Genomic DNA, 11,875 nt, shown 5'->3' with positions numbered 1-11,875 from the left:
GATGAGCCATGAGAGCCACCGCCCCGCAGGAGAAGAAGCATGACCACGACGCACGGCACCGCAAGCCCGCCGGCCGACACGCAGGAGGAACGGCCGCATCCACTGGGCGTGAACCACCGGCTTGACGAATTCGAGCTGCTGGAGGTGATCGGCGAAGGCGGCTTCGGCATCGTCTACCGGGCCTACGACCACTCGCTGCAGCGCGAAGTAGCGATCAAGGAATACATGCCTTCGATGCTCGCGCGCCGCGTGGGCGACAACAGCGTGCACGTGCGTTCCGAGCGGGTCACGGCCACCTTCCAGGCGGGCCTGCGCAGCTTCATCAACGAGGCGCGCACGCTCGCGCAGTTCAGCCACCCGGCGCTGGTGCGGGTGCATCGCTTCTGGGAGGCCAACTCCACCGCCTACATGGCGATCCAGCTCTACAAGGGCCGCACGCTGCGTCGCCTGGCCGAGGACGAGCCGGGCAAGATCACCGAGCCCTGGCTGGTCGGCATGCTCGGGCCGCTGCTGGGCGCCCTCGAGACGCTGCACCGCAGCCAGTGCTTCCATCGCGACATCGCGCCCGACAACATCTTCATCCAGCAGGACGACCTGCCGGTGCTGCTCGACTTCGGCGCGGCGCGCAAGTCCATTGCCGACCTCGTCGACGAGGTGGCGGTGATGGTGAAGTCGGGCTACTCGCCCATCGAGCAGTACGCCGACGACAACACCCTGCTGCAGGGCGCGTGGACCGACCTGTATGCCCTGGGCGCCGTGCTGTACCGTGCGGTCACCGGCCATCCGCCGCCTTCGGCCGTGGTGCGCAGCGTGCAGGATGCCTACGTGCCGCTGTCCTCGATGGACCGCGCCGACCTGAGCCCGGCCTTCTGCGCCGCGGTCGACCACACGCTGGCCGTGCACAGCAAGGACCGCACGCAGACCGTGGCCGCCTTCGCGGCCGAACTGGGGCTGGTGAAGCTCGGCGACATCTACGTGAGTGGCATGGGCGCGCCGACGGTGATCGTTCCCGCATCGACCGTGCCGGCAACGCCGCCGCCGCCGCCGCTGGAGCCGCAGCAGTTCTCCCCGGTGTCGGGGGGGGGGGCCCCCCCCCCCGCGGGCCGGGGGGCCCCCCCCGGCCCCCCCCCCCCCCCCCCCGCCCCCCCCCGCCCCCCCCGCCCCCCCCGCGGGCCCCCCCCCCCCCCCCGGGGCCCCGGGGGCGCCCCCCCACGGCAGCGCCCGAGCTGCCGAAGGCGCCTGCGCCACAGGACAGTCGCAGCAAGGCGCCTGGCCGCAAGGCCGCGGCGCCCGCGCAGAAGAAGAAACCCGCATTCCCGCGGTGGGGCCTGGTGGGCGGGCTCGTGATCGCGCTCGTGGCCGTGGGCAGCTGGATCGGCCTGCGCCTGACCTCGGGCATGCAGCCGCAGGACGCCAAGACCGCGATGGTGCCGGCGCCGCCGCCACCCGCCGCGCCGATGTCGAGCAACACCGCGCCGCCGGTGGCGATGCCGCCGCCCGCCACCGATGGCGTGCCGCCAACCGTGGCCGGCGCACCCACCGCACCGCCGCCCGCCACGCCGGCCAGCGCGCCTGCTGCTGCGGCGGGTCCGCTGGCGCCGCTGGAGACCGTGCCGGTCGTCCCGCCGGCCGCGCCGCCCGAATCCGCGCTGGCCATCGCCGAGGCCGAAGACTGGAATCTCGCGCAGACCGAGAACACGCGCGAAGGCTACGAGGCCTACCTGCGCCGCTACCGCCGCGGTGTGCATGCGCGCGAGGCGCGCAACGCCCTCGCCGAGATCAACCGGCTCTCGCCGCCGTCCGTGCCCCTCGTGCCGGGCACGCAGCCGCCGGGCACCACGACGACCGTGGCGGGTGCGACACCCGGCACGACGGGCGCTGCCGCCACCCCTGCACCCGCACCCGCGGCGGCGCCAGGCCTGGGACGCGTGCTGTTCAACGTCCGCCCGTGGGGGCAGGTGTTCGTCGACGGCGCGGACCGCGGCGTGAGCCCGCCGCTCAAGTCGCTGTCGCTGCGCCCGGGCATCTACAACATCGAAGTGCGCAATGGCGACCTCGAGGTCTACCGGCAGCGGGTGACGGTGCAGGACAGCAAGTCGGCGCCCGTGGTGGCGCACGAGTTCAAATAGCAGTACGCCGGCGCTGGCGGCGGGGCCGCATTCATGTGCGGCTGTGCAGCGCCCTGCGGTACTGCACCGCCTCCGCAAGATGCTCGACCTGCACGGCCTCCGATGAGCCCAGGTCCGCAATCGTCCGCGCCACCTTCAGCGCGCGGTGCGTGCTGCGCGCCGACCATCCGAGCTTGGACGCCGCGTTGAACATGAACCGGCGGGCCGCGTCGTCGAGCCTGGCGTGCCGGTCGATCGCCGCGCCCTGCAGCGACTGGTTCGCGTACCCCTGCCGCTGCATCGCGCGCTCGCGCGCCCCGATCACCCGGCCGCGGATGCTTTCCGTCGATTCCCCTGCCGGCGCGTCGAGCAGCAGCTGCGCCGACACCGCCGGTACCTCGATGTGCAGGTCGATGCGGTCCAGCAGCGGGCCGCTGAGCTTGCCCTGGTAGCGCGAGACCTGGTCGGGCGTGCAGCGGCAGGCCTTCGATGCGGAGCCCAGGTAGCCGCAAGGGCAGGGGTTCATCGCGGCGATCAATTGAAAGCGCGCCGGGAATTCGGCGCTGCGCGCGGCCCGTGAGATGGTGATCGTGCCGGTCTCCAGCGGCTCGCGCAGCGCCTCCAGTGCGGAGCGTGCGAATTCGGGGAATTCATCGAGGAAGAGAACGCCGTGGTGCGCTCTCGAAATCTCGCCTGGCCTTGGCGGAGAGCCGCCGCCCACCAGCGCCACCGCACTGGATGTGTGATGGGGCGAAGACGTAGGCCGTGTCATCCAGCGCTGCGTCGCGAAGCGCCCGCCCAGGCTGGCCACGGCGGCGCTCTCCAAGGCCTCGTCGATGCTCATCGCGGGCAGCAGCCCGGCGAAGCGCTGGGCGAGCATGGACTTGCCCGAGCCGGGTTCGCCCATCATCAGCAGGCTGTGGCCGCCGGCCGCCGCGATCTCCAGTGCGCGCTTGGCGCTCGCGTGTCCCTTGACGTCGGCCAGGTCGGCATAGTGCGGCACGCCTGCGCCGGCCGTCGCACGGACCCGCGCCCAGCCGTCGGACGGCGGGTCGGGCCACTGGGAGGCGGCCTCGCTGTCGGCGACGAACTGGCGCACCACGTCCAGCAGGTGCCGGGCGCCATAGACCTCGCCGTCGGGCACCAGCGCGGCCTCCTGCGCACTGTCCAGGGGCAGCACCAGCCGCGTGGCCACGCCGCGCGTGTGCAGGGCCAGCGCCATCGCCAGGGCGCCGCGCACGGGCCGCAGCTCGCCCGACAGGGACAGCTCTCCCGCGAACTCGTGCCCGGCCAGCCGGGCGTTGTCGATCTGCCCGCTGGCCGCGAGGATGCCCAGCGCGATCGGCAGATCGAAGCGCCCCGAATCCTTCGGCAGGTCGGCCGGCGCGAGGTTGACGACGATCTTCTTGTTGTTGGGGTACTCCAGCCCCGCGTTCTGGATGGCCGAGCGCACCCGCTCGCGCGCCTCCTTGACCTCGGTTTCCGCCAGTCCGACCAGCGTGAAGCTCGGCAAGCCGTTCGCCAAATGCACCTCGACAGTGACACTGGCCGCTTCCAGCCCCAGCAAAGCGCGGCTTTGCACCAAAGACAGTCCCATTCTTCTCCCTCTCCCCAGTATGGTGCGTGATTCTTCCCGGACCCGCGGTGGTGCAACGCACCGGATAACTGCAACCACCCCGCAACAGACGTTGTAACGATTTGGCTCTCAGTCGAGGCGGTGTCCGGTGGCGCGAGGACCGGTATTCGTGCACTTTGGCACGCTCCCTGCTTTGAGCCTCCAGGTTCACAACACACTTGCGAGGAGTTTCCCGATGACGCACCGTACCGCCGTCCAGGCGCTGATCGTTCTGGCCACTGCATTGACCGCGTCGGGCGCAGCCCTTGCGCAGGCCACCACGGACGCCGCGGCACCTGCGGCAGCGCCCGCCCCGAACCTCACGGGCAACGTGTCCATCACCACGAACTACAAGTTCCGTGGCCAGGACCAGGACATGATCGGCAAGAACGACTACGCCAAGACCAAGGGCTTCAAGCCCGCCATCCAGGGCGGCCTGGACTACGCCTTCGGCGACAGCGGCTTCTACGTGGGCAACTGGAATTCCAGCGTCAACTGGCTCAAGGGCAACAGCATCGAGATGGACGTGTACGGCGGCTACAAGTTCAAGGCCGGCCCGTTGGACATGGACGTGGGTGCGCTCACCTACATCTACCCGGGCAACTCCTCGGGCAACACCACCGAGCTGTACGTCGCGGGCACCTACGCCAATGAAAGCCTCGGCTCCTTCACCGCCAAGTACTCGCACACAGTCTCCAAGGACTACTTCGGCTACGCAGGCAACAAGGCCGGCTCGGGCCTGAAGGGCACCAACACCGGCTACCTGAACCTGTCGTACAGCAAGGAGATCGTGCCCAAGGTCACGCTGAAGGCGGCCGTCGGCTACACGAACATGTCCAGCGACATCCGCAGCCTGGGCTACAAGAGCTACGTCGACTACAACGTGGGCGCGAGCTACGACTTCGGCAACGGCCTGTCGCTGACCGGTTCGGTGCAAGGCGCCAACAAGAAGAGCTCGTATGTCGCGGTCGCGAACCCGGGCATCGACCTGGGCTTCGGCCCCTTCGGCCAGACGACCTACTCGCCCAACAAGGCGCGCTTCATCCTGACGCTGACGAAGACGCTGTAAATAAAACAACGAGGTGCGGCCCAAGCTGCCGCACCATTTCATTTCCATCCGAAGGAGAAAACTCATGAAGCTGGTCACAGCCATCATCAAACCGTTCAAGCTCGACGAGGTGCGCGAAGCACTGTCGGCCATCGGCGTGCAGGGGATCACCGTCACCGAGGTGAAGGGCTTCGGCCGCCAGAAGGGCCACACCGAGCTCTACCGCGGCGCGGAGTACGTGGTCGATTTCCTGCCCAAGGTCAAGATCGAGGCGGCCGTCTCGGACGACCTCGTCGACCGCGTGATCGAGGCCGTCGAAGGCGCGGCACGCACCGGCAAGATCGGCGACGGCAAGATCTTTGTCTACAACCTCGAACAAGTCGTTCGCATCCGCACCGGCGAAACGGGCCGCGAAGCCCTCTGATCGAGTCCAGGCCCGAAAGAACAACGATTATGAAAAAACTGCTTGTCTCTCTTGCGTTCGGTTTGAGTGTGCTGGCTGCCGGCACCACCGCCCTTGCACAAACGCCCGCGGCCACGGCCGAGGCGCCCGCTGCTTCGGCATCCGCCCCCGCGGCGGCTGCCCCTGCGGCAGCGCCCGCCGCGGCTGCGGCCGCCGCCGCCCCCGCGGCGCCCGCAGCCGCACCGGCTCCGAAGATCGACTCCGGCGACACCGCCTGGATGCTGACTTCGACGCTTCTCGTGATCCTGATGACCATTCCCGGCCTCGCGCTGTTCTATGGCGGCCTGGGCCGCTCGAAGAACATGCTGTCGGTGCTGATGCAGGTCTTCGTGATCTTCTCGCTGATCAGCATCCTGTGGGCCGTCTACGGCTACAGCCTGGCCTTCTCGGGCGACGGCAACTTCCTGGGGACCTTCGACAAGATCTTCATGAAGGGCATCACGCAGGAGACCTTCGGCGCGCTGACCACGATTCCCGAATACGTGTTCGTCGCCTTCCAGGGCACCTTCGCAGCCATCACCGTGGCGCTGATCGTCGGCGCCTTCGCAGAGCGTGCCAAGTTCTCGGCCGTGCTGCTCTTCTCGGTGCTGTGGTTCACCTTCAGCTACGTGCCGATCGCCCACATCGTGTGGGGCGGCGGCCTGCTGGGCAAGGACGGCGCGCTGGACTTCGCCGGCGGCACCGTGGTGCACATCAACGCCGGTGTGGCCGGCCTGGTCGGTGCCTACATGGTCGGCAAGCGCGTCGGCTACGGCAAGGAAGCGTTCACGCCTCACTCGCTCACGCTCACCATGGTCGGCGCTTCGCTGCTGTGGGTCGGCTGGTTCGGCTTCAACGCCGGCTCGGCCGGTGCTGCCAACGCCGTCGCCGGCCTGGCCTTCATCAACACGGTGCTCGCCACCGCTGCCGCGGCGCTGTCGTGGATCCTGGGTGAGAGCCTGCACAAGGGCAAGGCCTCGATGCTGGGTGCCGCGTCCGGCGCCGTGGCCGGCCTCGTGGCCGTCACGCCGGCAGCCGGCTTCGTCGGCCCGATGGGTTCGATCGTGCTCGGCCTGCTGGCCGGCCTGGTCTGCCTGTGGGGCGTGGGCGGCCTGAAGCGCATGCTGGGCGCGGACGACGCGTTCGATGTGTTCGGCGTGCACGGCGTGGGCGGCATCCTGGGTGCCATCCTGACCGGCGTGTTCGCGGCCAAGGGCCTCGGCGGCACCGGCGGCGCAACGCCCGACACCTTCGCGATGGGCGCACAGGTCTGGATCCAGATCAAGAGCGTGGCGCTCACGGTCGTGTGGTCCGGCGTGGTGGCCTTCATCGCCTACAAGATCGCCGACCTGACCCTCGGCCTGCGTGTGTCGGAAGAAGAAGAGCGCGAAGGCCTCGACATCTCCTCGCACGGCGAGACCGCATATAACAGGTAAACCCCCAGGCTACGCGCACTTCGTGTCGCTACGCCAACCCCCTTGCGGGGGGCAACACCAGCGGCCCGGCAAAGCCGGTTCCGCGGTGTTCACCGATTGAAGAAAAAGTTTTCAAGCGAGGTCTCCTTTGGATGTTCAGCCCGCGAGCGCTCCGGCGCCAGCGGGCTTTTTTTTGCCCGCCGCCGCGATGGCCGGGGGCACAATCGCGACACCATGTGGACCTCCATCGAAGACAGCCTCTGCGAGCTCGGCGAGTCGCCGTTCTGGCACCCGGAAGAACGCTCGCTCTACTGGCTCGACATTCCCGGGCGTGCCGTGCTGCGCACGCGCGGCGACATCGGCTCGCCGGAGGCGAAGGTAGAGCGATGGCCCTTGTCCACCGAGCCCGGCTGCATGGCGCCGGCGCGCAGCGGCGGCCTCGTGATCGCATTGCGCGACGGCATCTACCGCGCGCGCCAATGGGGTGGCGAATTGGTCGCGATGGCGCGCGTGGAGCATGACGTGAGCACCATGCGCTTCAACGACGGCAAGTGCGATGCGCTGGGCCGCTTCTGGGCCGGCTCGATCAACGAGGCCAAGGACCGTGCCAATGCCGCGCTCTATTGCCTCGACGCACGCAGCAACACCGGCATCTCGCCGACCATCACGCAGATGGCCAACCAGGCCACCACCGCCAACGGCCTCGCGTTCTCGCCCGACGCCCGCACGCTCTATTGGGCCGACACCCCCGCACACGTGGTGCGCGCGTGGGACTGGGACGCCGAGGGCAACTCGCTCTCGCACGCTCGCGTGTTCCAGCAGTTCGACGCCAAGCCCGAGGGCTGGTCGCCAGACTCGCTGCTGCGCTACGGGGGGCGCCCCGACGGCGCCACCATCGACGCCGAAGGCTACTACTGGGTGGCGATGTTCGAAGGCGCGCAGCTGCTGCGTTTCTCGCCCTCGGGCCAGCAAGTGGCGGCCGTGCCGGTGCCCGTCCAGTGCCCGACCATGCCCTGCTTCGGCGGCGACGACCTGAAGACGCTGTTCGTCACCAGCGGCCGCAAGGGTCGGCCCGCCGCCGAGATCGAGCAGCGGCCGGCCTCGGGCACGGTGATCTCGATGCAGGTCGAGACGCGAGGGTTGCCTGTGAACTTCTTCGAGGACTGATTGGCGTGAAGCGCGTTGTTCGGGGTGCGATCACGCCGACGGGGGACATTCGCGGAGGGGAGTACCCGGTGTCCTGTGCACGCGCCCAGAACGCGATCGTCCCGCAAAGAAGCTAAGACGCCATGGCTGCGCAGCACATCCCCCCGATCCAATGCCTGCTGACCTTCGAGGCCGTCGCAAGGTTGCGGCACGCGGGCCGCGCGGCCGACGAGCTGTGCGTCACGCCCAGCGCGGTGAGCCACCGCATCCGCCAGCTCGAATCGCACGTCGGCTTCAAGCTCTTCGGCCGCAGCGACTTCAGCCTCACGGCGGACGGCGCGGCCTACCTCGCCAACGTGCGCACGGGGCTCGCCGCGCTGCAGGCCATGCCGCTCGGCGCCAACGCCGCGCAGCGCGCCACTCGCCTGCGCATTGCCGTCACGCCCACCTTCAGCCGGCAGTTCCTCATGCCCCGACTGGAGCTGTTCCGCAACATCTACCCCGACATCGAGCTGGTGCTGCAGGTGTCGATCCCGCTGCTCGACGTGACGGCCGAGCAGGCCGACCTCGAAGTGCGCTACGGCCCCGGCGGGTATGCCGACTGCGAGCACCGGCTGTTGCTCGAGGAGCAGGTGGTGCCCGCGTGCAGCCCCAGCTATCTCAACGAGTTCGGGCCGTTCACGGGTTTTCGCACCGCGGCCGAGATCGCCAGCGCGCGGCTGATCCGCAGCCCGCTCGAACCCTGGGGCACCTGGTTCGCGAGCTGCGGGCTCGACCAGCCCGAGCCGAACATCGGCGCGCAGTTCAACGACCTGGGACTCGTGTACGACGCCGCCGCCAGCGGCTTCGGCATTGCGCTGGTGCGGCAGAAGCTGGGCGCCGCGTGGTTCGAATCGGGCCGGCTGGTCGCGCTGTCCGAGCAGGCCGTGCCGTCGCCGCACCGCCACTACATCTGCTGGCAGCCGGGCACGCTGGAGCGCTGGGAGTGCGCGGCCTTCACCGATTGGCTGGAACAGAGCCTGCGCTGAAGAACCAATCACCACGTTCGCGAAGTTCTTTCAAGCACCCGGCAAAAATCCGTCAACCCAGGGCCGCCGCAATTCCGTAGAGTGCGTGAAATAAACCCCGAGACATCCCGCGAGCAGAAGAAAGCAGAAAGAGGTCGCCGCATGAATGCGCCGCTCACCCCCACGCAGCACGATTCGCTGCAGAAAACACAGCGCCAGTCCGAAGTGGTGCGCGCGCTGCAGGCGCATCTGCCCGCCCACGCGCTGATCTGGCAGGCCGAAGACACCACGCCCTACGAGTGCGACGGCCTCACCGCCTACCGCGCCCGCCCGCTGGTGGTGGCCCTGCCCGAGACCGAGGCGCAGGTGGCCGCCGTGCTCAAGGCCTGCCACCAACTCGGCGTGCCCGTGGTGGCGCGCGGCGCGGGCACCGGGCTCTCGGGCGGCGCCATGCCGCACACCATGGGCGTGACCATGTCGCTGGCCAAGTTCAACCGCATCCTGAAGATCGATCCGGTGAGCCGCACGGCCGTCGTGCAGTGCGGCGTGCGCAACCTCGCCATCAGCGAGGCGGCCGCGCCTTTCAACCTGTACTACGCACCCGACCCGTCGAGCCAGATCGCTTGCACCATCGGCGGTAACGTCGCCGAGAACTCGGGCGGCGTGCACTGCCTGAAGTACGGCCTGACGCTGCACAACGTGCTGCGCGTGCGCGGCTTCACGGCCGAGGGCGAGCCCATCGAGTTCGGTGGCGAGGCGCTCGACGCGCCGGGGCTCGACCTGCTCGCGCTGGTCATCGGCAGCGAAGGCATGCTGGCCGTGACCACCGAGGTCACCGTCAAGCTCGTACCGAAACCGCAGCTCGCGCGCTGCATCATGGCCAGCTTCGACGACGTGCGAAAGGCCGGCGACGCGGTGGCCGCGGTGATCGCGGCCGGCATCATCCCGGCGGGCCTGGAGATGATGGACAAGCCCATGACCGCCGCCGTCGAAGACTTCGTGCGCGCGGGCTACGACCTCGACGCGGCGGCCATCCTGCTGTGCGAATCCGATGGCACACCCGAAGAGGTCGAGGAAGAAATCGGCCGCATGACCGCCGTGCTGCGCGGCTGTGGCGCCACCGCCATCGCGTGCAGCAACAGCGAGGAAGAGCGCATGAAGTTCTGGAGCGGGCGCAAGAACGCGTTCCCCGCCTCGGGCCGCATCAGCCCCGACTACATGTGCCTCGACTCGACCATCCCGCGCAAGCGGCTCGCGGACATCCTGCTGGCCATCCAGCAGATGGAGAAGAAATACAACCTGCGCTGCTGCAACGTGTTCCACGCGGGCGACGGCAACCTGCATCCGCTGGTGCTGTTCGATGCCAACGACCCCGACGAGCTGCACCGTTGCGAACTGTTCGGCGCCGACATCCTCGAGACCAGTGTCGCGATGGGCGGCACGGTATCGGGCGAGCACGGCGTAGGCGTGGAGAAGCTCAACAGCATGTGCGTTCAGTTCACAGCGGCCGAGAACGAGCAGATGTTCGGCGTGAAGCGCGCCTTCGATCCCGAGGGTATGTTGAATCCCGGCAAAGTGATTCCCACACTGCAGCGCTGCGCCGAGTACGGCAAGCAGGTGGTGCGCGGGGGGAAGTTGCAGCATCCGGATCTGCCGAGGTTCTGACATGGCGACCTGTTTTAACCCGTGGGTTCATTCGGGGCGCGATCACGCCGACGGGGTACCTTGCTCCGCGAATGTCCCCCGGCCTTCGGCCTCCTCCTTTATTTCGCTGCGCAAGGCACCCCGCCGGCGTGATCGATCAGAGCACTTGTTGATCGGCCAGCACAAGAGCAGCGCTCGTTGTGCACAGGGCGCCGGGTGCTCCCCGCAGCGAAATAAAGGAGGAGCCGAAGGCGGGGGACATTCGCGGAGGGGAGTACCCGGTGGCCTGTGCACGCACCCCGAACAACAGCACTCACGATGGACCGCCAGATGAGTACCGACACAGCACTCCACCAGATCATCGAGCGCATTCGTACTGCAGCCGCAGCCAGCACACCGCTGTGCATTCGCGGCGGCGGCACCAAGGATTTCTACGGCGAGGCGCCGCATGGCGAGGTCTTGAGCACAGCCGACCTCACCGGCATCACGAGCTACGAGCCAAGCGAGCTGGTCGTCACAGTGCGCGCCGGCACGCCGCTCGCCGAACTGGAAGCGGTGCTTGCGGAAAAAGGCCAGTGCCTGCCGTTCGAGCCGCCACGCTTCGGCGGAAACGGCACCGTCTGCGGCATGGTCGCGGCCGGCCTCAGCGGACCCGCGCGCGCGAGCGTCGGCGCGGTGCGCGACTACGTGCTCGGCGCCACGCTGGTCAACGGCCGCGGCGAGCTGCTGACCTTCGGCGGGCAGGTGATGAAGAACGTCGCGGGCTACGACGTTTCGCGCGTGCTGGCCGGTTCGCTCGGCACGCTGGGCGTGATCGCCGAAGTGAGCCTCAAGGTACTGCCTGCCGCGCCTGCCGAGGCCACGCTAGCATTCGCCTGCGGCCAGGCCGATGCGCTGCGCCTGCTCAACGAATGGGGCGGGCGGCCGCTGCCGCTGAATGCGAGCTGCTGGTTTGAATACGAAGGCGCGGGAGCGCTTTACCTGCGCCTGCGCGGCGCCGCGGCCGCCGTGGAAGCCGCATGCACACACCTCGGCGGCGAGCGCAAGAACAACGCGCGTGCCGCCGCCGAATGGCAATCGCTGCGCGACCAGCAACTGCCGTGGTTCGCCACCGGCGAAGGCACGGACGCGCTCTGGCGCCTGTCGGTGCCGCAGACCGCGCCGGTGCTCTCGCTCGACGGCGCCGCGCCCTTGATCGAATGGCACGGCGGCCAGCGCTGGTACAAGGCGCGGCCCGATCAGGCCGCGCGCATCCGCGAGATCGCGCGCGCCGCGGGCGGTCACGCCACGCTGTTCCGCCTGCCCCGGTCGGACACCCAAGGCAAGGTCCCGCGCTTCGACGCGTTGAGCGCGCCCGTCGAACGCATCCAGCGCGCGCTGATGCGCGAGTTCGATCCGCACGGCCTCTTCAACCGCGGCCGCCTGCTCGCCTCCACGTAGAACAAGAACC

The 11,875-nt window shown here is 68.9% G+C and carries 8 protein-coding genes and 1 pseudogene; 8 read left to right on the top strand and 1 reads right to left on the bottom strand.

Annotated elements, in window-relative coordinates:
* Nucleotides 1–39 precede the first annotated feature (39 nt).
* Nucleotides 40–2,129 (top strand): annotated as a pseudogene (locus ACCC97_RS12520) (serine/threonine-protein kinase).
* 31 nt (nt 2,130–2,160) lie between these two features.
* On the opposite strand, the gene ACCC97_RS12515 reads toward ACCC97_RS12520, so the two are convergent.
* Nucleotides 2,161–3,705, bottom strand: a complete 1,545-nt coding sequence (locus ACCC97_RS12515) for a YifB family Mg chelatase-like AAA ATPase (RefSeq protein ID WP_413333072.1) — start codon at nt 3,703–3,705, stop codon at nt 2,161–2,163.
* 214 nt (nt 3,706–3,919) lie between these two features.
* Between ACCC97_RS12515 and ACCC97_RS12510 the strand changes: the two genes are divergently transcribed.
* The 7 genes from ACCC97_RS12510 to glcE all read left to right on the top strand — a co-directional run bounded on the left by ACCC97_RS12510 (nt 3,920) and on the right by glcE (nt 11,865).
* Nucleotides 3,920–4,792, top strand: coding sequence for a TorF family putative porin (locus ACCC97_RS12510; protein WP_413333070.1), 873 nt, complete (start codon nt 3,920–3,922; stop codon nt 4,790–4,792).
* A 64-nt stretch (nt 4,793–4,856) separates the two neighbouring features.
* Nucleotides 4,857–5,195, top strand: a complete 339-nt coding sequence (gene glnK / locus ACCC97_RS12505; protein WP_007833403.1) for a P-II family nitrogen regulator — start codon at nt 4,857–4,859, stop codon at nt 5,193–5,195.
* Between the two features lie 29 nt (nt 5,196–5,224).
* Nucleotides 5,225–6,649, top strand: coding sequence for an ammonium transporter (locus tag ACCC97_RS12500; protein WP_007833397.1), 1,425 nt, complete (start codon nt 5,225–5,227; stop codon nt 6,647–6,649).
* Between the two features lie 213 nt (nt 6,650–6,862).
* Nucleotides 6,863–7,795: an SMP-30/gluconolactonase/LRE family protein gene (locus ACCC97_RS12495; RefSeq protein ID WP_413333067.1), complete on the top strand. Its 933-nt coding sequence runs from the start codon at nt 6,863–6,865 to the stop codon at nt 7,793–7,795.
* Nucleotides 7,796–7,917: 122 nt separating this feature from the next.
* Entirely contained in the window at nt 7,918–8,802 is an 885-nt protein-coding gene (locus ACCC97_RS12490) for a LysR substrate-binding domain-containing protein (protein ID WP_413333065.1), read from the top strand.
* Nucleotides 8,803–8,943: 141 nt separating this feature from the next.
* Nucleotides 8,944–10,446, top strand: coding sequence for an FAD-linked oxidase C-terminal domain-containing protein (locus ACCC97_RS12485; RefSeq protein ID WP_413333063.1), 1,503 nt, complete (start codon nt 8,944–8,946; stop codon nt 10,444–10,446).
* 309 nt (nt 10,447–10,755) lie between these two features.
* Nucleotides 10,756–11,865 carry a glycolate oxidase subunit GlcE gene (glcE, locus tag ACCC97_RS12480; RefSeq protein WP_413333061.1) on the top strand — a complete coding sequence of 370 codons (1,110 nt, stop codon included), beginning with the start codon at nt 10,756–10,758 and terminating at the stop codon, nt 11,863–11,865.
* Nucleotides 11,866–11,875: the final 10 nt, after the last annotated feature.

It is taken from the genome of Variovorax sp. Varisp85, from assembly GCF_047304045.1.
Classification (GTDB): domain Bacteria; phylum Pseudomonadota; class Gammaproteobacteria; order Burkholderiales; family Burkholderiaceae_C; genus Variovorax.
Note: the sequence above shows the minus strand (reverse complement) of the source record. Positions and strands in the feature narration are given on the sequence as shown.